Origin of the sequence: Planctopirus hydrillae (assembly GCF_001707835.1) — a bacterium.
Classification (GTDB): domain Bacteria; phylum Planctomycetota; class Planctomycetia; order Planctomycetales; family Planctomycetaceae; genus Planctopirus; species Planctopirus hydrillae.
The window spans coordinates 87,888-110,941 of record NZ_LYDR01000071.1 but is presented as its reverse complement, the minus strand read 5'-3'; the positions used below and the strand labels follow the sequence as shown (position 1 = coordinate 110,941).

Here is a 23,054-nt window from a genome sequence, read left to right as displayed (position 1 = left end):
CACGATCCGGTGGAGCTGAGAGATCTAGCCGATGAGCCGCATAATCTCGGCCGCCTTGGTGAAATCGCGTTCCGCATAGATTTCGGTGACTTTGGGGTCAGCATGCCCCAACACGATCTGGGCGGCCTCCAGACCAAAACGTTCCCGGATGGTAGTGGCCCGTGTATGTCGCAACTGATTCGGCGACCAGCAGTGCTCCTTGCGCCAGGCGGCCGCTTCCAATTGCCGTTCCTTCTTGAGTTTGGCGAGCTGTGCTGGAGTGAGCGATTTGTCTCTTTTCAGGAATCGATCGATGTAACGCAGTTCGTCCGGCATTTCGAACGCCGTTTCACAACCCCGTTGAATGGCCCGATTGTAGGTGTCCTTGGTGTAGAACTCGCACAGCGTCCGCTGATCGGCCCGCCGGGCCTGTGAGGGGGTCATAGGCGATTGACGGGATTCCCTCCGTGTACGACTTCGCTCCTGTTCGGACTCACGGGGGGAGAAACAATAGGCGTCGGCGGCTCTCAACAGATAGGGGGCGAGAATCTTCTGGCCTTCGGGACCAATGAAGATCTTCCGCTGGCGTCCATGATGTTCGGTCTTGTGATGACGGGGGATATAGCTCCATGCCTCGTTATCCCGTCGGGTCACGTCGCCAGGGCGCAACTGGCAGACTTCTCCCGGCCGCATCCCCGTGAGCAACTGGAGCCGCACCATATCGGCCACGACAGATGTGAAGGCCGGGAGTGTGCGTTCGACAATCGACTCTGGAACAGGACGAACCGGATCCGATTCGCGAGCAGCCGTCCGGCCTTCCCGGAGCCCCGACACAGCCACCAGAGCCTGATAGACGCCGGGAGGCACCAGTTCTTCCTCCACTCCCCATCGGAAAACCCGTTTGATCTTGCCAACCAGGCAGTTGATGTAGTTCCGGCAGTGACCAGCTTCGATCATCGTCTCCCGGACTCTTTTGAGAGACCGGGGGCCGAAGTCGCGAACGAGGGTTTGGCCGTAAAGCTGAATGACGGGACGCAGGGCCTGGCGGAAGTGGTTTGTCGAGCGGGTTTCCGTGCCATCCCGATGACGGTAATAGGTTTTGGCAAAATCCAGAAACAGGAGGGCCAGATCATCGATCGTCAGGGCCACTTGGGAAGGGTCCTGCCCCATCAACCACGCGGTGACCAGTTCCTCGTACCGCTCGCGGCTCTCGGGCGTGCCGAACTTGCCGAGGTACGTGTCTTTTCCCGAAATGCGGACCCGGGCTTGTCCTGTGGGACGATGCAGAAGGTATGCCGGTTTTCGTTTACTGAGCGACATGGCAGCAGCCACCTCAAAAAAAGTGGTAGAAAAGTGGTAGTCACCCACTTTTCTGCTGCACCGCCGAGTGTGGCGGGTAGTCGCAAGTATTGACTCAGCAAGGACTTACAGGATTGGTCGATACAGGATTCGAACCTGTGACTTCCACCGTGTGAAGATGGCACTCTAGCCACTGAGTTAATCGACCGTTGTGTCTCGTTCAATGAATCGATGAGAACATTGCATGTGTAGAGATTCTGGCAGATTGCTGGTTGTTTCGCAACTTTGCCGGACCGTCTTGATTCATGATTGAGCAAAGGTTGGCTGTGACGGTTGGGGCTAGATCGAGTGAACTGGGGCAGCGTACAGGCTGGTTCGGGCCCGAAGGGGACATGCATACATTCCATTTGGGGGAAGCGAGAAGTTCCTGGAGAGGGGACCGACACGGGCGAAATCTGTCTCAATTCTTATCAATACCCGTCAGCAGTTTCTCAATCGCATCAGCCTGGTGACCAACCTCGAGGACACTGCGGCGAATTTCTTCAGGATCGATGGTCGAGCGCGGGTAAGTGTCGAGCATCACAAACACGCTGACTCCGTCGATCTCACGAATGGCCAGTCCTCCATGCAGAATGACCGCATTCAGTCGGAGTGCTGTTTCAAAATAAGAGGGCGTCGCTTCACAGCAGATGCTCGAGATCGTCACCAGTCGATCGACAGCCGCATGCTGGCTCGGTTCGATAAAGGCCGCCTGCTTACGACCACCCGGCAAATCGATATCGATACGAAAGCCTTCTTCGCCATGCCTTGACCACCGCACATTTGCGTGATGGCGGAACGCTTCCTCCACCAGCGCTTCCAGATCGACCTCATGCCCCAGAATGGCCTCCAGCAGTCGCGCTGCTTCAATTCCTGATTGAGGCCTGTTCCCCGGAGCAGAATCCATTAACTGATGCATGGCTTCTGCCATTTCGAGTGTGACTCGCGGGTTGATTTCCCGGGCCGGTCGATACTCTCCGCGCGAAACCTGTTGAATCAGTTCAGGAACTTCGTGAGCCGGAAATGGCAACTGACTGGTCAATAACTGATAGTACATCACTCCGAGGGAATAGACATCGCTGGCAGGTGTGGCTGGGTCTCCTCGAAACAACTCGGGAGCCATATATTGAGGTGTGCCAACAATTTCCCTGCGACCATGAAGTGCTCCCTCGACGGATGTCCGGCGGGCCAATCCAAAGTCGCCGATCTTGGGAACCCCCTGATGTGTCAACAACACGTTATCGGGCTTGAGATCGCGATGCAGAATCTCATGTCGATGGGCCACTCCCAGGCCTTCGGCAATGCGTAAGGCCATCGAGGTTGCGCGAGTAGCCGCCAGGATCCCTTCATCCTCCACTCGCTGACGTATAGACATACCGGGGACAAATTCCATCTCGAGATAATGCAGACCGTCGATTTCTCCCAGGGCATAGATCGAGACAATATTCGGATGATTCAAAGCTGCTGCTGCCTGCCCTTCGTTATGAAAGCGATCGACAAATTCACGATCCTGCTGGACCAGTGCGGGTGGCAGAATCTTGAGGGCACAGAAGCGTTTGAGGACTCGATGCCGAGCCAGATAGACCCGTCCCATGGCACCTGCACCGAGCAATGCTTCGCACTCATAGGGGCCAAAACATGCCCCAATCAATTTTTGATCAAGCCCTGCTTCGGTCGATGCCTTCACAAAATTTCTGGAACGAAAAGCCGCCGGCTTGGGTTCTCCTTCGGGTTGGCCTCCCTCTGGCGCAGTCTTGTGCCGAGATTCCCCTTGTGAGAGAGGATCAACCTGTACCAGAGGATCAATATGCAGGTGCGTACTGCATTCGGGTGAGTGATGCTGATCCACCGTTGCGCCACAACGCGGGCAAACGACATGCTGCTTCTCACCCATGGTGGCTTTGGTTCGATCCACACGAGTTGGTTCAGCCTCTTCCAGATCCATGTGAAAAGAAAACTGACAATCCGGACAAAAGACCGCAGCCAGGAGCCTCGCATTTTCCGAAGGCGTAATTCCGACAGAGGGTTGAGGCGTTGAATCCATGCAGCTTATTCCCACCACGCATCAGCGAATGGCTATGTAAGAAACTTTAGAAGCCCTTTGGTTAACTCCGGGGTCTTTCTGTCGAATTTGCGTTGTGCGATCAAACCTGCTTCAACACGACATGGAAGTTATGGTAATCAAAGCCAGCAGGAAAAGACCATAATCCTTTGAATTTGGCTCGCATTTCATCGCGAAGACGAACCATGTTGTTTATGTTCAAACGGTACTTTTCAGGAGTTGCGACCGCATAGAATCATTCCCCTTTGATCCAATTGCATTGTGTCTTCGTAGTACCTCTGCCTCAGAGAGCCGTCTTCCAACTCGACAATTCATCATGGAATCTCCATGTCCGATGACCTTGAACCAGCCAGTCCTCAGTTCGCCCAGCCAGTTCCAGGTGATACGGGAACTCCTGCCATTCATCCGGTACAGCCGCCACTTTCGTTGACCGATTTTCTGGATGAGGAATCTGCTCCGCCTGTGATCAATACTTCCTTAGTCAGCAATGACGAGAGTCTGCCGAAGTTTGTCCGTTCACGACAGTCACTTGGCCCCGGCCTGGGCGAAGCCATTGGCTGGACAGCGGGTGTCTTTGGCAGTCACCTCCTCTTGAGCGTGGGGCTGCTATTCATCATCTCGATCGTTTCCGCTGTCTATCTGGTTTCGACAGAAGGCATTAAAGACCCCAAAGAGCTCGAACGACGACTCACCATCGACTCCATGGGCTCCTTGGGAAACACCATTCTCGTCTGTGGCGAGCAGTGGTTGATGGTCGGTCTGACCATCGTGGCTGTCTGGCTGCGCATGGGAAAACAAGCCACCCGGCAACTCAATCTCGATATGCCGCACCCCTACCAGCTATTGATCGTCACCTGCCTCGTGCTCCCTCTAGGTGGCATCGCCGATCTCAGCTATCGACTCGCTTCGATCCCGTGGGATTTTCTCACGAATCAAAGCGACTTATTTGCCCAACTCGATCAGGTGAACATGGTCGAGCAAATGCAGAGTATGACGGCAGCGATCCCTTTGCCACTATTGATTCTGGCGATTTCGGTTTCACCTGCCATCAGTGAAGAACTGGTCTTCCGGGGCCTGCTGGTCCGTGGCTTGCTGGCCCGCTGGGGTGTTTGGTGGACAATGCTGATCTCGTCCATCCTGTTCGCCTTGATCCATTTTCATCCCCTGCATGTCATGGCAGTCTTTCCGATTGGCATGGCACTTTTCTGGATCTACTACACCACGCGTAACTTCTGGTTGCCCATGTGGCTGCATCTGCTCAATAACCTCTGCTCGATCCTGGTGATGCGCTGGCAGGGAAGTCTCGAAGAGGTGCTCGACAACACCAATACCATGCACTTGGTGGTACAGTCGGGAATTGCATTATCGGGAACTTTGATCGCTCTATGGCTGCTCCATAAAAATCGAACCCGGTATGTGAGTGCCTCAGGAGACGAGTGGAATCCTCCCGCGGCTCCCATCTCGTCTCCTCCAGTTCAGCTCGGTTTTCAACGCCAGGTGAAGGTCGTGGGAATTCCTGTATTTGTGATTGGTGCAGCTCTCACGGCTTTGTTGCTCTTCGTTCAGGTCCGCTCGATGATCGGGCCACTTGATGAAACGAAAGCTGGCGTCAATGAACCTGCTCCGGCAACATAAGTGCACACGACCTCACGTTTCGCTCACGATGATTCCGCACTTCCACGGCGAATTCCGCATGCCCGCAACCTCTCCACCCGGTCTAGATATCGAAGAGATCACCACGATCATCAGTCGGTGGGCGCAGGGAGGACTTGTCCGCGAGTTCCCCTCGTTTTTGCCGCAGGTTCTGCAGCAACCCTCGAAGATCAGTTCCCCGCGTGAGCTCTGGCCTGTCTTCTATGGCTGCTTTGACTGGCATTCGGCTGTGCATAGCCACTGGGCTCTCGCTCGCTATGTGCGCTGGCTTCCTTCTCACCCGCAAGCCGTATCCTGGATCGAAACGCTGCAACATCAGATCACACCATCCGGGATGGCAGGTGAATTGGCCTTCTTTACTCGATCCAACTGGCCCAGCTTCGAAAGGCCGTATGGCTGGGCCTGGTATCTGGAACTTTGCCACGAACTGGCCACTCATCCCGAGCCGGTTTTGCGGAACCTCTACCCGAACTTACAACCACTGGAACAGATCTTGAGAGATCGCTTCCGGGATTGGCTGGAATCGCTTGATCGCCCGATACGGACTGGGGAACACAATCAAACAGCCTTCAGCCTTGGAATGATTTACGACTACTCAAAGGGCATGGGTGATGATGCACTCTGCACGCTCATCACTCAAAAGTCCTTATCCTGGCATGCTCGCGATACCCACCTTTCCTGGTCATTAGAACCGTCGGCTCACGATTTTCTTTCGCCTTCACTGGCAGTCGCGGATCTCCTGAGCCGCACGATCGATGATCCCGAGGAGTTCCGCCAATGGCTGCGAAACGCCTTCCCTCAGTGGCATGACAATTCAGCCACATTGCTCGCATGGCCCACGGTCGAATCCCTGGATCGCATGGATGGGAAGAACGCCCATTGGGATGGTCTGGCATTCAGCCGGGCCTGGATGCTGCTGAGGATCGCCCGGCGACTTCCCCATGACCACCACCTCAAATCGGCATTTATCGAGGCCAGTCATCGGCAGGGAAGACGCGGACTGAATTCCCTGACCAGTGACAGCTACATGACAACCCACTGGGTGGGAAGTTTTGCCGCTTACTGGCTTTCATTCCACCTCAGGCATGATCCACACTCTGACAAACCTTCTTCCAGCATCGCCTGAGCCCGATCTTCAAGTGGCGGGCTTGGCCACAGGCTCGGTTTTCGTCAGGAAGGTCGATTCCAGTTCGGCAATCCGGCTCAATGCCGCCAGATTTGCAGTGTCCTCCATCAACTTCAAATTGGCTGAGAGTACCACAGTTTCGAGCCAGTATTTCAGTCGTTCGAGTTTGACAACATCCAGCTCTTTCTGCTCGCTCTCTTTCGAAAGCTGCTTAATTGTCGCGAGTTCCTTTTTCATTTCGGCATAGCGCGGATGCTCGACAATCACTTGCCGCACAGCATCGGCTTCTTCGGAAATCAAACGGGCTGTCTCAGGATGCCAGGGGCTCGCCATCACTGGCCAACGCTTCTTCACAGCCGCACCAATCTCCCGCTTGATACTCGATACGGTCGTCCGTCGGCGACGGACTTCTGAGTCTGTCCGTGCTTTCTCATCACGCTTCTGACGAATCGCTTTCTCGACATCGTCCGCACGATCAGTCCCCGTCAGTAAGAACTCCCGGCTCAGCCCTTCAATTACCGACTTCTCAACTATCGTCGCATGCTTAACCAGCTCATCAACTGGTGAATTTGGTGTCAGTAAGCCATCCTGCCCTTTAGTTTTAGAAGCGTGTCGCAGAAAGATGTCGGTCGTCCGCACGGGAATGTCGATAGTACGCGCTGTCAGCACGGTATAGGCATGAGCTTCCAGAAACGAAGTACGACCGTCCTGATCATAATCAGGGCTCGTTACCGATTGACCCGTTCTCGATTCCCCACAGAGAGCTTCAAAGAAGTAAGACGAATACTCTCGATAATCGGCCTCGTTGATGTTCGGCGTACAGCCAGCCGCCACACGATCAGGAACTGTCGAGAAGAACCCGCACCGGGGATGCTCTGCCAGACCATTGGCAGGATTCCCCTTTTTAAAGATAAAGTTCCCAAAGCCACCGCTGTAGCACTGCACCATGACGGCCACCACCGGCACATCGGGCGAAAGCTCATCCAGTTTCTCAGTCCACTCTGTGACGGACATATCCGTACTCTTCCACAGATGCATGATGTTATTAGCAAACGCCGGTTTGCGATTTCCTCCCTCGGGACGCTGCCGATCTGCCGGACGTGGTTCGCGTTCTGCATCGGCCCCGGTTTTGGAACTGTCGGAAACAGATTCCTTATTGCTGGTCTCTGCCTCGACAACAGCCTCTGGTTTGGCTGAATCTTCGGGTTTGCTCGACTCATCCGATTTGGATTCGGAACTGTTAGATGGCTCCATCCGGGTCGGTCGTGCCGATGCGGGAGTATTCATTACTGGTTCATTGCCCGAGCGTGGGAATGGGCCTCGTGAAGATGACGATTCGCCGCGAGCTTTCCCGCCATGGCCAGTGAAATAGACAATCAGGCGGTCGCCACCGGCCAGTTGTGCACGAAAGTCCTTTAAGGTGTTCTCGATTGTCGTCGGATCAGCCGCTCCATCCACGACGGGAAGCAGGCTGGTGCGATAATCGAAGTTCACTCCGTTGGCCGGGCCAATGAGATCTGCCAGCAGCATCCGGAGATCTTCAGGGTCTCGCTGAGCATCGAACTGTAAATCCGTCTGTACATCACCACCATCCGAGAAAAGAATCTTCTGGTGGATATCTGAGATATTCAGCCGCTCAAGCACGCGCTGAAGATAGCGAACGTTATTTTCGAGAGAGATCTGATTGCTCTCAGGCCGCGGGCCGCCGCCAATCGTCAGCAGATGATCGCTCGCCCAGAGTGTCCCCCGGGCCAGCATCGACAGGGAACACACAACAGCTATAGTCAAAGAGATTCGAAGCATGTCATTCCCATCCAGACAAGATCTGTCCGATGACCGGGCGAGCCCCCGAATCATGAAGACCTGATGAACTCATCTTCAAATTGTGATCAAGACCAACGGGTCAGTACAGAAAAAAGCATCTCGAGCGCGCGCATTTCAGAAAGTGCTCGTCCATCTCGTCAAGGAAAGGGAGAGAGATCGACCCACATGTCAGATACCGAGCCACGACTCGTTAAGGTTTATCAGACGATTTATCTGTAACCGCTTCAGACTCCGGTTCCTTCTCGACTGGTGGTTCGACTCCTGGAAACTCCTTCTTCAATAGCTCTTCGAGTGCCTGACCCCGTGCGTTAATCGAAATCACTTCGAAATTCCGCCCGATCAGAATCATGCGAGGAATCGAGTTGATCGAATAGTAACGCGCATTCGGTGAACCTGCCCCTTCCTGATAATCATGGACAATCGTCCAACGAAGCGGCTTTTTCTCCAGGAACTGATCGAGGGCTTTACGGTTGGAATCGACACTGATCCCCACAATTTCAAACCCATGGGGATGATAAGTCTCATAGAATTTTGTCATGCGGGGAAACTCAGCCACACAAGGGCCGCACCATGTCGCCCAGAAGTCAACCAGCACAACTTTCCCTTTGTAAGCAGCCCAGTCGAAGGAGTCGCCCGTGATCGTTTTTTCGGCAGTCAGCACCATTTCATGACCTGGCAACTGTAAACGACGCAATACCCCTTCAGCCGACGCCAGGAGTCTTTCGGCTCGAGGATCAGTCACCGTTTTCAAGTCGGCGACATACCCTTCCAGCAGGTCGGCCGCAGCCTCTTGTTGAGCCGGCAAGGCCGAATTCGCCAGTTGCACAATCGTCGCCATCACGCTCATCTTCTCACTGAACGAGGCCTCATCCAGCAACTTCTGATGATCCTTTAACTTCGCAATCGTCTGGTCCAGCGGCGTCCCGGGCTTCAACAAATCCACCTCTAAACACTTCAGTCTGGCGATTCGGTAGAATGATTTGTCTTCCCGAGCCTGCAGCCCGCTGATCAACTCTTCCAGTTTCTCCTCCGATCCCGCACTTTTCAGGCTGACCAGACTCAGAAGAATCTGAACTCTGGCCAGTACCAGGGCTCGTTGATCCACTTCAGTCACAGCCTTATTAGAAAGTTCTTCCGCCTGAACCAGCAAACCTGTCAGTTGCTCAACACGCTCACTCGGCTTCAGCGTCGCCACCTTCGCCCGACTCCCCAGAGACTGCAACTGCTTCTGCAACTCGGCAATCGATTCCACCACGGTCTTCTGATCTGTGCTCTGTTGGCCAGGAGCCACTTCCTGTCCATACATCACGGGACAAGCGACATAAGAAAATAATGCCACAACACTCAACAGCCGCCACATTCTTGATAACATAACTACTTAGTCCATTTCATATGATAGAGCAGACACATTGGCACCGGGAATCGATTTCAAGAGCCAGATTGTCTTACAAGAACAGCAATGACAATTCTTTAAATCAATTATAATAAAACGTCATATGACGAATTTCACCAAGATCTATTTGTTATCAAAATCTAGTTAACCGGCATCAGTTCGTCCGAAAGAGGCTGGCCATCTTCGGATGTCCGGGCCTGCTGATCCTGGGGGTGCGGCCCATCCTCAGGTGGTGCCAAGAACCAGAAACTCCCCAGCCAAAGGACAAAAATCACTCCAAACACAATGTAGAGAGGCTTTATAGAAATCCGCATAGTCCCATGTGGCTCCGCACCAAATCCTGAGGCCATCGACACGACAACTTAATAGCTGAACCTAGTATTCACCCACCACATCGGCATCGCCAATCCCGGCCAACGACTGCCTGAGTATCACCTGATCCATATTGATACTGAACGGCCTGACTGAGCCATCAGCCAGAGCGAACATCGCCATTCCGGGATGTGCGCTGGCGAAGCGGTAGAGCAAAGTCTGGCCCGATCCTGCGTAATAATTATTGGCCACAGTGCCGAAGCACATTGGCATCGAGTTGGTGCCCATCCAGGCAGAGGACTGGTACAGGATTTCGTTCCGCCAATCTCCGCGCACCTCTCCAAATAGTAGCGTGTTGGTGGTGCCATCAGTGATGTCACGCAGCTTGGTCTTGCTACGTCGAAAAAAGACACCTTTGTACTTATCGAGTGTGGGGGCTTCGATAAAGCCTGCCCAGCCAGCGACGCCCGCATAACTGGTACGACCCAGATTTCGAGCGGGTTGCCCGCCCAGCGTCGATGCCACGGGCGTACCATTGGCCACAAAGGTCGCGGCAGTTCCGCTGGTGCTGCGAAAGGTAATGAGGGCGGTATTCACCTGTAACGTCGAATCGTAAGGATTAGGAGTGCTCGAGGGACAGATGAGAATTGGCAACCGGGTGAACGCCGCTGTGCGGGTCGTGGCCTCGTTAGTCCAGAATGTCTGCGTGGTCGTGCTGACATCGGGATCGATCTGATTGCGGTTAATCGTGTTATAAACTGCGCCCTGATCAAAGAAGGGGAGCATGTGAGGAAACGGCCCTGTCCGTGAACCGGTAATCCCCGTGGCTGAGATAATATTCCCCGAAGGTTCCGTACCAGCGGCATTGTACCCGGGGGGCAGATAGCCAAAAGTTTCTTCGAAGTTGAATGCCGCCAGGGCAATCTGTTTGAGATTGTTCTGGCACTGTGCCCTGCGGGCTGCTTCGCGGGCCTGCTGCACAGCGGGTAACAGCAAAGAAATCAGCATGGCAATGATGGCGACCACCACGAGCAATTCGACAAGCGTAAAACCTCGGCGAATAACGCGAGCCTGATGGCAAACTCGATGCATCTTGATCCCCTTGAAATTTTGAAACCCTTGCAAACTCTGCTCACCTGGTGGCACGAGACGACCCGGCAGAGCCTTTGCGAATTTGACAAACGAATAACCAGATGAATTCGACGGGGAGCGCAAAGGTGTGATACAGCCACTTGAAGATTCCAACAATCGGGTGGTCTGCTATTTGCTGTCAAAATCCCGAGAACTGTAGTCTCCGTTATGGTTCGCCCGGTAAAAAAAACTCCAGGACTCTCCGGAAGGCCGTTTCTCACAATCTTTCTTATGCAAACCAGCAGTTTCATACTTTGAAAAAGCCCGCTGATTGTGTTCCTGCGGGACTGTGCCAAACCCCTGATCTGAAACGAATACCGATTGCTCGGCAGACCAATTCTCAGAAAGACACCAACATGTCCCGCTTGAGAAAACTTCTGACAACCCCCTTCGAAACACGCCAAAAACCGTCATCTGTCGGATTTCCACCGAATCGGGAATTGAAATCACGACCTGATGGGTTATATATTCATCTTTCGAGAACAACCACTGCCTGAACCGCAGCATTGCTTCATCAAGTTGAAATCAGCTCTTGCCTTATGGGGCGAGTCATAAAATCGACTTCTCCCATGCACTCCAGCCCCCGGCATGCCCTCCCAATGCACTCCAGAGTTCGAAGATGAATCCGTCTCCCTCGCCAGCACCTGCCACCAGCGGTCTGAATCAGCAGCCGTTCTCCTCACATTTCATGTCAAAATATGTGCAGCCGGCTGTCACGGATCGCGACTTCAGAAATGTCGAATACCGCCTCCATAACCGCAGATCGGTCGCGCTCTATCGCTGCTCCCGGGATTTCGCCACACCTTCGACTCCCAAGCCCGATTTCATGCTCAGGCTGCATCTCAATAAGTTCCCCGCTCAGCATGAGGTCAACTATGGTGGTGGCTGGCTCAAACGCATGCCCGATTCCTATGTCCTCGCACCACCCCATGTCGATTCCCGAGTTCGCGGCAACCTCCAGAACCATTTCACCAGTCTCATTCTGGTCTTCCCCGAAACAGAACTTCGGCAAGTCGCCGGGGAGCTCCTTGACGCCGAGGGTAAACACCTATGGCAACCACCTTCGAAAGAACTCCACGATACATCGATCTCAACGTTGATGAGGCAACTGTGGGAGTCTTCCTGCAGTTCGGCACCGGCCGAATCTGTGTTGATCGAGGGGACATTTATTTCTCTTGTGGGTCGCCTGTTACTCTCCGGACAGCAGAAACGACTGGCCATTCCCAAATATGAAAGCAGTGCTTCGCTCATCACCAGCAAAGCTCTGAACTACATGCAGGATCGTCTCAGCGAAAAACTGACGCTGGAAGAGATTGCCAAGGCTGCCGGGGTCAGCCGCTCGTACCTCATTCGCGTCTTCGCTCAAGCAACAGGTAAAAGTGTGCATGCCCGCCTGATTGAACTTCGCATTGAGCGAGCCAAACAGCTCCTGATCCAATATGGCCGGAATATGACCCTCGACCAGGTGGCTTTAGCCTGTGGATTCTGGGATGGCACGCATCTGACTCGCTCATTTTTTGAGCATGTCGGCGTTACTCCCCAGCAGTTCCGCGAAAATTCGTGATCGCCTTACTCCTGCCAGAAACTCCCCAACATCAAAATTTTCTTGCCTCCAGAAAGTTCTCACCCCGGAGATATTTTTGACTTCAAGAGTTGAAGAGTGCCACCTGCGCCATGCTTGCAGCACCGGCCCAGCCTGCTGGAGTGACTCTCAACGGTCCATCCACTTCTCGATCGCCAGCTTCAATTTCTGTTCGACCCGCTCCTTCAGTGCCACAAAGTAGTGGGCATCTTCTGTGAGGCCTGCTGTGCTGGCAAACCGAATCAGCGGATCGAGCAGCCACAGCTCGGTCGGCGACAGCTCCGGCTTTAATGTTCCGGCTTCCAGTTGCGACTGGATCCATTTCAAGCTCGACGGGACATGCTCGCGGGGCCCTTGAGCGATCTTTAAAGCCGCTTCGTAGATCTCTTCGAAAGATTCGTCTGGCCTGTAGGCCCTGAGTGCTCTCCCCACAGCCACGACATGCCGGGCCAGTTCACGAACTTCCACCCACTCCTCTTCGGGATAGATCTCGCGAATCTTCAGCAAATGGAACGTCCCATCCGCATCAATGGCTTTAATCTGCCCCAGCAGATTCCCCCACAGATTCACCAGAGCCTTATCGAACTCTGCCCGGACAGCCGGTGCTGATTCGGCAACTTCGAACCACCCTCCCAGATTCGTCAGAACATCAGCGCACCAGCGGCGATGTGCCAGATCTCCACCGGCGAGAATTGTGCGACCAGCCGGCCCGCAATGATAAACCGCGTCGGCACCTGTCCCTTCCCGATGCCCCGTCTGCATCGTCACACCACGCAAAAGTTTGCCCACAATCTGGCCCATCGCACCACTCCACAGATCGGGCAAACGACCGTAGAGCATCGACTCTTCCAGCAGCTCTACGAGAAAGCGCCGCACGCGCTCGTGGTAAATCCCGTTGCTGCACAACACCAGAATGGGCAGGCGGCTCACAGCGACATCCAATCGCGATGTTTCCGCCAGTCGCTCGAGAAGTTGGACATACTCCTGCATCACCACCAGCAGTTGATCGGTCTGGGTGCAGACCAGAAGAACTTCAGGAATCCACTGCTGGTCAACACACTTTTGCAGTTCGGGCCGACAGACCTCATCGACCGTCAACGGATAGGTCGTCCCATCCGCAGCGAATGTGAGAATCCCTCCGGCTCCCCACGATGCACTTCGCGTCGCCCCCTTTCTCTGGATGAACTGCACGCTTCCATCCAGCCGGCAAAGCCCGCGTGTGAGATGATAAAAGTAAGCCGCTCCCAAAGCACCCACAGGGAGAATGCCAATGTTCGCCCGGCTCGAGCCCGTCATGACAGCTCCTGCGTTTGAGCCAGCGCATCGCGTGTGGCGGCAGGATAAGCCGTCTTGAGAATCAGCATCGCTGGTCGGCCGCGTTCGGCTGTCGAAGCATAGGCGTACTCAATATTGATATCGGCCTTCGCCAGGGCTTCACCCACAGTCGCCAGATTGCCGACGCCATCGGTCATTTCCAGCACTACGACTTCCGCTTCGACCACGGGGAGGCCCGCACCAGTGAGCGCTTCTCTCGTGGCGGTCGGGTTGTCAGTCACCAGTCGCACCATCCCCTGTTCGACGTTATCAATCACACTGAAGGCTCGAATATGAATGTTCCTGCCCGCCAGTAAACGGCCCACCTGTCCCAGTCTTCCGGGTTGATTTTCAATGGCAATACTTAGTTGCCTCTGGATATCGACCTGCATGATCACGCACCTTCACCAGCACACGCCTCGCCCGACATCATCTGCGGGACATTGTTCACTTTGCCGACTGATCCTACTCACTCCCGTCGTTGATCAACAGCCACTCATCGTCGTCCCTTGCCAACAAAACTGTGAACTTATCATCTGGCGAACTGACCTTTTTCACAGTATTGTCCATCGGGAATTGTCCACCGGGAATTACCGATGCAGTATTGTCCTCGGAGAATCTTCAGCCAGAGACTCTGACACGAGTGTCTGTTTTTCTGTTTGCAATTCCCTGCCACGCAATCATCCCTCCGCATTGACGCTCAACATCTGCCCACCCGGAAATACTGATGAGAACTCTTTCGCTCGCACTCCGCACGTCGGCGATTTGCCTCCTGGCCATTTGCTTCGCGAACTTCAACTTGAGCCCTGAGCTTGACGCCGGTGATCCTCCCCTGGCTCCTACAACCAAAGCCAATCCCGACTGGCTGCTGAATCCGGCTCCGTATCGCAGCCAGATCCAGACAGTTCCGCCTGTCGATCCCCTTCAATCTGAGGCGCATCGACCCACCGAAATTCGCCTTACCAATGGACTGGCAGAACGTGTCTGGCAGATCTCACCACAAGTGGCCACCACCAGCCTGAAGCTCTTATCAACGGGCGAAGAATATGTACGGGCTGTGGGGCCAGAAGCTCGCCTCACCATCGATGGCCAGAGCTTTCCCATCGGCGGATTAACGGGCCAGCCCGTCAAAAATTACCTCAAACGAGAATGGCTGTCCCAACTGAAGCCGCTTCCTGGCAGCTACTCATTCGTCTCTTATCAGACAGGCCCGATCGAGGAGCGATTTGCCTGGAAGAAACGCCCCGAATGGATGCCTCGCGACCTTCCCTGGCCTCCTCCGGGTCAACACCTTGTACTGCAATTTGCACCACCAGCCATACCACCGCAGATCGAAACTGGCAAAGTCCTCTTTCAGGAACGTTTTGGCGAAAACTCTCCGGCTGCGAAAATCGATGCCGGTTGGAAACCGACGGTCAGCACCAGACATCCTCGCACGTCGTTTCACAACGAAGGCAAAGCGGGTGAGTTAATGGCTTTACCCGATACCTGCGTCTATCTCGAACGCGAATGGCCAGCTGAAGGTGCCAGCGTCGAGCTGACCATCGACTGTGGCGACGACACCAATGCCAACTCCTGGGGCCCAGGCCTCGCCTGGAAGTTCCCGGAAGGAACCATCAGCCTCGTCGCCAGACCGCACAGCCAGCAGTTGGAAATCTATGGCTTCCAAGGGGGCGAGCAGCTTCTGGGAGAGTTCGATCGCACACAGCCCATTTCCTTACGACTCTCTCTCCAGCAAAACGAGGTTGTCTGCGAAGCAGCTCAAAAGGGGGCCTCGTTTCAATCACTGGCTCGTATCCCTGTCACTTCTCATCCACAGACATTGCGAATTGGAAAGATCGGCAAACATGGCGACGGCAAAGATTACCCGACAGCCCAGGGTGAACCATGTCGCAACCATTTGCACGAAGTGACGCTCCGTGCCAAACCGGCGCCTTCCGCTCAACCAGTTCTTGCCGATCTTCCCCGGGTGGAAATGCATTATGAGATCTACGACGGACTGCCCCTCTTTTCGAAGTGGATGGTCGTCCACAACACCACCTCTCGCCCGGTCGTGATCGATCGTTTTGTTTCTGAAGAGTTGCGTCTGGTTGAAGTCGAATCGAGTGTTGAAGATGCCACACTCACTGAGCGTTACAATCTGCATGTCGAAAGCGAGTATGCCTTCCATGCGATGGATGCTGCCCATGCCTGCGAAGCGGGTGTCCGCATTCAAACCGATCCCGATTATCCAACGCAGGTCAACTATCGTAAACAGACTCGCTGCCTGCTCGATGCCTCTCCTCTGCAAGGCCCGGGGATACACTTACCACCCGGCCAACGCTTCACCACTTACCGCGTTTATGAATTGCTGCTCGATTCGACCGATCGCGAACGACGCGGGCTGGCTCAACGCCGGATGTATCGCACCCTGGCACCATGGGTCACCGAAAACCCTCTCATGTTCCACAAAGTTCAAAGCGATCCTGCATCAATCCGCGAAGCCATTACCCAATGTGCCGATACAGGCTTTGAAATGATCATCATGTCGTTTGGCTCTGGCGTGAATCTCGAAAACTCGAATGCCGCCTACCGCCAGAAGTATCGTCAACTCGCTGATGAAGCCCGCCAGAAAGGCATTGCCCTGGGTGGCTATACACTCACCGGTTCGCGAAGTGCCGGGACACCTGCCGATAACACTCAAGGTGCTCCGGCTGCCTTCGGAGTCATGCCTTGCCTTGGTTCAGCCTGGGGACGTGATTACCTCCAGCGGGTCAAAGATTTTCTGTTTGATGCCGGCTTGAGCGTTCTCGAAAACGACGGGCCTTATCCGGGCGATCTTTGTCATGCCACCACACATCCACATCATCATGGTCTGGCCGATTCACAATGGGTGCAGTGGGAAGCACAGTCAGATCTGTACCGCTGGTGCAGAAAACAGGGCATCTATGTCAATCAGCCCGACTGGTACTTTCTGAATGGTGGTAACAAAACAGGCATGGGCTATCGCGAAACCAACTGGTCCCTTCCCCGAGCCGAACAGGAAATTATCGAACGACAAAATATTTACGATGGTACCTGGACGAAGACGCAGTCGATGGGCTGGATGTTCGTACCACTCAGCCAGTATCACGGCGGTGGTGCCGCCGCCACAATTGAACCACTCGCCGAACATCTCGACCATTACGAAGCCAGACTCGCCAATCTGATCGGCTCAGGAACTCAAGCCTGCTATCGCGGCCCCAGACTTTACGACACGCAGGCCACGCGTGAGGTTGTCTGCAAATGGACACGCTTCTTTAAAGACCATCGTGAAGTCTTAGGCGGCGATCTCATTCATCTCCGTCGAGCCAATGGCCGCGACTGGGACGGCTGGATGACAGTGAATCCCACAGGTCGAGAACGCGGCCTGGCCTTCTTCTACAACCCACTCGAAACCGAAGTCCGCCAGACCATCCAACTTCCCGTTTACTACACCGGGCTGGCCACAAACGCCCGTGTCACTGTGGAAAAAGAGACACCACGAATCCTGCCAATTCAGGCTGGCCACCAGTTGCCTCTGGAATTGATCATTCCCCCACGCAGTAGAACGTGGGTACTGCTCGAAGAGGTGAACTAAATAGTCAGGTAAGATCTACACGTGCAAATGCAACCTCTGCTGACCATAGGTTTCTCCCTGCCAGTACCAGTGAGCCAGATGTCGCAACTTGCCTGGTTCTTCTGGCAATTCAATGAACAGAAATGGATCAGCCGTGATGATCACCGCTGGAGTTGTGAGCAATGGCAGAAGCTTTGCGAGAATCATGACAGGCATGACCAGTCCACCCGGCGCTAATCCTGCCAGAAATGTCGGCGTATAAGCCTTGGCAAAACTTTCGAGCGTTAGCAGTGCTTCGGCCCCGGTTTCCATCGATTGCCCCAGCCGGGTGGTATGCTCAGGAATTTTTGTAAACGTACAGCCATACCGGCACTGCTCGATCTCGGCCTTGGCCATGGCCCGCAAACGTTGCCTCGCATCTCGACGAGCGGTCTGCCACGACTTTTTGATCCCCTTCAGCATATTCTCGACAATGGTGGCAATCGCCTGGACAGCGGCCCACGACATCAATGGAATTGCGAGCACACCCGCTACCAGCTTGAACAGCCAGCCATACCTTAAAGCCTGCTTCTGAGCTGACTGGATTCGCTTCTGCGCCTCAAGCTGAACCTCTTCCGCAGTGACAGGAATGGGAAGCCCGTCCTGATTGACTCGATCGCTGAAAAGTGGCACTCCAAACCAGACTGTAGAATCTGGGTGCTGCCGGTAAGCCCGTGTGACAGCATCCATCACCAGAGCCGGGGGATTATCCGGAATCTGCGAAGGATTGCGCACCATCGTCATCACCAGATCGGAATGCCCCTGGATCCACAACGATTTTTCAATCAGATGTACGATCCGATACTCTTCGACAAGTTGGGGATTTCGAGAGAGGACATGATTCACAAACTGAGGATCACGAATCTGCTTTCGATTGCCGCGTAACGCCAGTGCTACAGCCAGTGTCTGAATGGCGTCTGCCTTCAGAATGGTCAGTGGTTGCCGCAAAAATGCCTGCAAACCAAAGGAGGAAACATCATCCAGCCAATCGGCTGTGACCCACTCTGGCCGGCTGGAGACCACCTGTCCCTGCGAACGACGAGCCTTACGACGTGCGAGTTGCTGTGCCATACTAAGCCCTTATCAGATGGTCACGAGGGATGCGAAAGCATCGATAGGAAGTGAAGACTTCAGACAGACAGGAGCGAACAGAGCGGACTTTGGTTGCCGCTGCTGACTTCTCCCCATACAGGATGAGTGACGACGAAAAAATTGTCTAAGAAAATCTTCCAAAAATAAAAAACTCAGGGCAGAACGACTGGCGCCGTCTGCCCTGAGTTCAAAAAAAAAGGAAGGTCCGAGAAAGCCGAACGTGGGAGAATCAGGCGACCACTGGTTGAGCCGCCATTTCTTCGAGCATCGAGTCGACTTTATCGAGTGTCAGATCGAGTTCAGCGCGGAAGAGGTCTCCCATCAGCAGATCCGTGATATCATCTTTGGTCTCAGGATACTTCATGATCAACTTGCTGAAGTTCATACCTTTGTAATAAGCCAACACCAGCTTTCTCATTCGCTCCATACCCAGCACATACTCAGGCTCCCAGGCACCGAGCGTCGTTCGAGTGAGATCATTAGTCATCAATCCCTGATGGACGGCATCAGCCGCCAGCTCACCCGATTTCACAGCCAGCAACACACCAGAAGAATAGAGTGGATCGAGAAATCCATAGGCATCACCAATCAGCACCCAACCCTGCCCTGCGGCCTGCTTGGCACGATAGGAGTATTCTTTAGCTGCCCGATACTGATCGCAGCGCTCAGCACCTTCCAACCGTACTTTAACACCCGGGCAATGATCCACCTCTTCCTGAAAGAGCTCACCCAGGTCTTTTGTCCGCTGCTTATTAAACAGATGCGAGAAATCGGCAACAACACCCACACTGGTAATGTTGTCATGCAGTGGGATGTACCAGAACCAACCCTTCTTACCTTCAGTCTGAATGACCGAAGTGGCTCCCGCATTTTCACCCTCGTCCCGCCAGGCATTCTTAAAGTATGTCCAGACGGCGGCTTTTTTCAGTTCGCTATCCCATGTCCTCAATTGCAGGCGATCGAGCAGCACTGAGCTTTGGCCACTCCCATCGATGACCACCTGAGCCCGCACCTGACGCTCTTCGCCAGTCGTCTCATTTTTGACGCGTACTCCGACGCAACGATCTTCTTCAAAGATCGCTTCGAGCACACGATGATTCTCATAAACCTGCACACCCGCCTCGCGAGCATGATCCAGCAGCATCAGGTCAAAGTCGGCTCTGCGAACCTGCCATGTCTGCGACGACTCGACCGGCTTGTACTGCGTAAAGAAAAATGGAGCCGAGACTTTCCCCGTATCACTCACAAACTGCACGCTGTACTTCTTCACAAAATGGCTGTCCTTCAGCCGCTCGAGCAGCCCCGTGCGTGCAAAAACTCCATAAGTGCAGGGAATCAGCGATTCGCCAATATGGAATCGAGGAAAAACTTCCCGCTCGAACAACTGCACGCGATGACCAGCCTGCGCCAGAAGTGTCGCCGCTGTTGCACCCGCCGGGCCGCCACCAATCACAATCACTTCAGGATCTAGGCTTTGGATCATTGCAGACCACCATCAAACAGTAGATCAAAACTCTATCACAAACCTTGCCAGCCAAAGTCACTGACAATTAACAATTGTTTCAACAAGTATTTTGTCGGCAACTCCCCCAATCGGCAAGAGGAAACTTTTTCATGACTGATTCCCACATCAGCCAAAACTGCCACAATCTTCCGCAACTCCATTTTTAATAAACACTTACGGAATCCAAGGAACTTTTGTTCTAAGAGCAACGCCGTCACTTCCTGTCGCGACAGAACCGCTACAATCCTCTGCAGTAACTCGCACAAAGCTCGATCTACAGAAAGCCGTTTATGGAACCCGCTCAATCCACAGAAGAACTCTTTGATGTGGTCAACGAGGCCGACGAAGTGATCGACGTCTTGCCCAGATCCGTCGTCCATGCCCGCAAGCTCTGGCATCGCGCCGTGCATGTTCTGGTCTTTAACTCAGCGGGCGAACTGCTGATTCACCAGCGGTCAGCACAAAAAGACGAGGAGCCACTGACCTGGAACTCCTCCTGTTCAGGCCATGTCTCGGCAGGCGAAGATTACGACCTGGCCGCCAGACGTGAACTTCAGGAAGAGTTAGGGCTCACCACACCCATCGAAATGATTGGGCAGCTCCCCGCCTCGCCCCAACTCGCTTACGAACACACACGAGTTTATCGCACAGTCACCGACCAGCCACCCGTCTTCGATCCCGGTGAAATCGCACAGGGCTGCTATCGCAATCTCCCGGAAATCATGGCCGACGTCGCTGCCCGGCCATCTGTTTATTCCCAGCCATTTCGCACGATTCTCGCGTGGTACCAGGAAGAGTACCTCAACCAACCATCGCTGAAGATTTAGCAATCTCCGTCCTGTCAAACAGGACACACGCAGGCAATCACTCTTCTTCAGCCAGAGCCACCGAACTTCCGGCACCCTCGTGTGTTCGCTCACTCACTGCCGTCGGATCAAGCGTCAATCGCTTGAGCACAATCGTCGCATACGAACCACGCGGCAGTTCAAAGTCACACGTCACTTTGTATCGACCCGCATACTGCTCATCACTGGCCATCGCCATCTGCAGATTGTGTGGCACAATCAGTGCCGGCCTTTCGCCCTTGGAGAAGAAGCTGTCCCGCGGATACTTCACCCGCAGTTCGCGTAGTTCAATCCCCAGTTCCCGCAGAACATTCTCGTAATGCGCTTCGAGAGCCGATCCCTCCAGATCGATGCGTGCGGAAGGCAAAGGGAGTTTGACTCGTGACAGCTCGTCCTGCTCTTCCATCGTCAACGACGTGCAGAAAGCGACCTGCTGGGCCGAAAGACCCACTTCGTAAACCCGTTCATGCCAGACCTTACTGCGAATCAATTCTGCGAGAATATGATTCCACAAGTAGCTCTGATAAGCCGACAGAAACAACCCCCGCAAATCGACACGAATGAGTGCAAAAGCATTCTTGAAGTTGGTGGGATGATCACACAGATAAGTCACAATACTGCGACGCGAAGACTGAGCCAGCTTGGCTTTGCAATCGACCCAGTTACCCCAGTTGTCACGAAGAATACGCTTTTCTTCACGATCGTCTGGCCGATCATGCGGATTGGGTTCCGCCAGTGCCAGCCATAACGCTCGCTCGTAATTCCCTGCACACCAGGGCTGTGCAATAAACTCCCGCGATGCCCCGAGCGAGCCAAATCGCTGATCGTCAAAGTAATTCGGCAGCCGATCGACCAGCAGCGATTCCCGCAGATTCACATACTTCTGAGCCACATTCCGGGGCAGATCGCGAATGACAATATGGAAGCGATTGCCGGAAATATCGGTCGGGCCAAAATGCTGCTTCGTCTGCCCCTGATAAACCAGCGTAAAGTTCTGCTGATTCAAATCCCGCCGCGGACCACGACTGATCGTCACATACTGCTGGGTAATCGCATGACGATCTTTGAGACCACCATAACTGATGTGCTCTCGCTTGATTTTCCATCGCCGCAAAATCGCTTCGATAGCTTCGGGAGTTCCCAGAGATGTCTTCGTAAGTTTATAGACGGCATAATTACCGCCCTGAATCTCAAACTCACTCAGTTCTTCAACCTGGAAATCTTCGGGGAGGCACTTCAATTTCATGCGTGCAGCCACAGCTGGAGTGGGCAAAAGCGTCGTTGGTTCCAATGAACAACAACAGTATAACGACCGCATTGACCACAAGCTATGGGTGTACGGAAAACCACATTTTTCGCAACCAGCCACCGACTTTCTGACGCCAGAAACCCTCGTATCTACAATCCAGATAGAGATTTATGGCTTAGATGGCTCAGTAGCCTCGGTCGCCGCCGGTTGTGGATCCGCGGAAGCTTTCGCCGATTCCGGCGTCAGAACCTTGGCAGAAACAATCCCATCAAGCTTGGGAAACTCCTTCGAAAGATATGCATCGCCCAGCTTCTCAATCAGTGGCTGCTGTGGAAATTCGCCATACTCCGGGTTGATCTGATCAACGAATTCCATCCCTTTGGTCACAATTCCAAACGGACTGAATCCCATCGAGTCCAGCCGACTGTTATCAGCAAAATTGATAAACAACTGAGATGTGCGTGTATTGGGCCCTGATGTCGCAAACGTGACAGTTCCTCGGCCATTTGTTTGCTTGACGGGGTCATCCCGCAAGGGTGCACCATTCCACTTGGCATGCACCTGAGGATCAGCCGCAATCCCAAACTGAGCCACGAATCCAGGGACCACGCGGAAGGATTTGGCATTGTCGTAGAAACCACTCTTCACGAGTGTGTAAAACCGATCAGCCCCCCGTGGAGCCCAGTCGCGATGAACTTCCACAACGACATCACCGTTCGTTGTCGTCAAAAGCACTTCAAACAGATCAGGTGCCCGCTCATCATCCGGTGTTAACGGCTCGGCACTCGCACCTTCCAAAGCCGGTGCGACGGGAGCCTTCGCATCTTTCATCACCGGTGAAGAGTCACAGGCCAGTCCAGAACCCAGCAGTACAAAACTGAGAATTGTCCAAACGGCTTGACGCATCAAAACCGGGTGATTGCGAGTCATTCGAAGCATGGCGATACATCTCTTGATCTAAGGAAATCACCACTCCCTGGCGATCTGCCGTCCATGAATCGTCACTCACGCTGCAACAACATCTATCAAGTATC

At 54.0% G+C, this 23,054-nt stretch carries 17 protein-coding genes and 1 tRNA gene; 5 read left to right on the top strand and 13 right to left on the bottom strand.

All coding sequences use genetic code 11. The annotated features are described in order from the left end of the window. Positions 1-24: 24 nt before the first annotated feature. The 3 genes from A6X21_RS10180 to A6X21_RS10170 all read right to left on the bottom strand — a co-directional run bounded on the left by A6X21_RS10180 (position 25) and on the right by A6X21_RS10170 (position 3,361). Positions 25-1,299 (bottom strand): tyrosine-type recombinase/integrase, encoded by a 1,275-nt coding sequence (locus A6X21_RS10180; protein ID WP_068847661.1) that lies wholly within the window; start codon positions 1,297-1,299, stop codon positions 25-27. Between the two features lie 114 nt (positions 1,300-1,413). After that, a tRNA-Val gene (locus A6X21_RS10175) sits at positions 1,414-1,486 on the bottom strand. A 252-nt stretch (positions 1,487-1,738) separates the two neighbouring features. Further along, a complete protein-coding gene (locus A6X21_RS10170) occupies positions 1,739-3,361 on the bottom strand; it encodes a serine/threonine-protein kinase (protein WP_068847660.1) in 1,623 nt (540 codons plus the stop codon). Between the two features lie 345 nt (positions 3,362-3,706). Between A6X21_RS10170 and A6X21_RS10165 the strand changes: the two genes are divergently transcribed. Both A6X21_RS10165 and A6X21_RS10160 read left to right on the top strand, forming a co-directional pair. Further along, on the top strand, positions 3,707-5,014 hold the full coding sequence (locus tag A6X21_RS10165; RefSeq protein ID WP_068847659.1) for a CPBP family intramembrane glutamic endopeptidase: 1,308 nt from the start codon (positions 3,707-3,709) through the stop codon (positions 5,012-5,014). 58 nt (positions 5,015-5,072) lie between these two features. Continuing rightward, a complete protein-coding gene (locus A6X21_RS10160; RefSeq protein ID WP_165603750.1) occupies positions 5,073-6,158 on the top strand; it encodes a DUF2891 domain-containing protein in 1,086 nt (361 codons plus the stop codon). 9 nt (positions 6,159-6,167) lie between these two features. On the opposite strand, the gene A6X21_RS10155 is transcribed toward A6X21_RS10160, so the two are convergent. From A6X21_RS10155 to A6X21_RS10140, 4 genes are all read right to left on the bottom strand, one after another. Continuing rightward, entirely contained in the window at positions 6,168-7,961 is a 1,794-nt protein-coding gene (locus tag A6X21_RS10155; RefSeq protein ID WP_240490229.1) for a hypothetical protein, read from the bottom strand. A 211-nt stretch (positions 7,962-8,172) separates the two neighbouring features. Then, on the bottom strand, positions 8,173-9,321 hold the full coding sequence (locus A6X21_RS10150; protein ID WP_165603749.1) for a TlpA family protein disulfide reductase: 1,149 nt from the start codon (positions 9,319-9,321) through the stop codon (positions 8,173-8,175). A gap of 194 nt (positions 9,322-9,515) precedes the next feature. After that, positions 9,516-9,689, bottom strand: a complete 174-nt coding sequence (locus tag A6X21_RS24645) for a hypothetical protein (protein ID WP_165603748.1) — start codon at positions 9,687-9,689, stop codon at positions 9,516-9,518. Between the two features lie 61 nt (positions 9,690-9,750). After that, entirely contained in the window at positions 9,751-10,779 is a 1,029-nt protein-coding gene (locus A6X21_RS10140) for a DUF1559 domain-containing protein (RefSeq protein ID WP_131818283.1), read from the bottom strand. A gap of 658 nt (positions 10,780-11,437) precedes the next feature. Between A6X21_RS10140 and A6X21_RS10130 the strand changes: the two genes are divergently transcribed. Further along, positions 11,438-12,382, top strand: coding sequence for an AraC family transcriptional regulator (locus tag A6X21_RS10130; protein WP_131818279.1), 945 nt, complete (start codon positions 11,438-11,440; stop codon positions 12,380-12,382). A gap of 147 nt (positions 12,383-12,529) precedes the next feature. On the opposite strand, the gene A6X21_RS10125 is transcribed toward A6X21_RS10130, so the two are convergent. Further along, positions 12,530-13,696 (bottom strand): hypothetical protein, encoded by a 1,167-nt coding sequence (locus tag A6X21_RS10125; RefSeq protein ID WP_068847652.1) that lies wholly within the window; start codon positions 13,694-13,696, stop codon positions 12,530-12,532. Beyond that, the gene (locus A6X21_RS10120) at positions 13,693-14,106 is read right to left on the bottom strand and encodes an ACT domain-containing protein (RefSeq protein WP_068847651.1); all 414 of its coding nucleotides are present in this window, start codon (positions 14,104-14,106) and stop codon (positions 13,693-13,695) included. The genes A6X21_RS10125 and A6X21_RS10120 overlap by 4 nt, the downstream gene beginning before the upstream one ends. A gap of 335 nt (positions 14,107-14,441) precedes the next feature. Here A6X21_RS10120 and A6X21_RS10115 point away from each other — a divergent pair, with 335 nt between their 5' ends. After that, positions 14,442-17,312 carry a hypothetical protein gene (locus A6X21_RS10115; protein ID WP_068847650.1) on the top strand — a complete coding sequence of 957 codons (2,871 nt, stop codon included), beginning with the start codon at positions 14,442-14,444 and terminating at the stop codon, positions 17,310-17,312. A gap of 15 nt (positions 17,313-17,327) precedes the next feature. Here A6X21_RS10115 and A6X21_RS10110 read toward each other — a convergent pair whose 3' ends face one another. Together A6X21_RS10110 and A6X21_RS10105 are read right to left on the bottom strand one after the other, a co-directional pair. Continuing rightward, a complete protein-coding gene (locus A6X21_RS10110) occupies positions 17,328-18,401 on the bottom strand; it encodes a hypothetical protein (protein WP_068847649.1) in 1,074 nt (357 codons plus the stop codon). A 250-nt stretch (positions 18,402-18,651) separates the two neighbouring features. Then, the gene (locus A6X21_RS10105) at positions 18,652-19,905 is read right to left on the bottom strand and encodes an NAD(P)/FAD-dependent oxidoreductase (protein ID WP_068847648.1); all 1,254 of its coding nucleotides are present in this window, start codon (positions 19,903-19,905) and stop codon (positions 18,652-18,654) included. A 311-nt stretch (positions 19,906-20,216) separates the two neighbouring features. Between A6X21_RS10105 and A6X21_RS10095 the strand changes: the two genes are divergently transcribed. Continuing rightward, on the top strand, positions 20,217-20,753 hold the full coding sequence (locus A6X21_RS10095) for an NUDIX hydrolase (RefSeq protein ID WP_068847646.1): 537 nt from the start codon (positions 20,217-20,219) through the stop codon (positions 20,751-20,753). Between the two features lie 37 nt (positions 20,754-20,790). On the opposite strand, the gene truD is transcribed toward A6X21_RS10095, so the two are convergent. Together truD and A6X21_RS10085 are read right to left on the bottom strand one after the other, a co-directional pair. Further along, positions 20,791-22,017: a tRNA pseudouridine(13) synthase TruD gene (gene truD, locus A6X21_RS10090; RefSeq protein ID WP_240490228.1), complete on the bottom strand. Its 1,227-nt coding sequence runs from the start codon at positions 22,015-22,017 to the stop codon at positions 20,791-20,793. Between the two features lie 171 nt (positions 22,018-22,188). Beyond that, a complete protein-coding gene (locus A6X21_RS10085; protein ID WP_068847644.1) occupies positions 22,189-22,959 on the bottom strand; it encodes a peptidylprolyl isomerase in 771 nt (256 codons plus the stop codon). Positions 22,960-23,054: the final 95 nt, after the last annotated feature.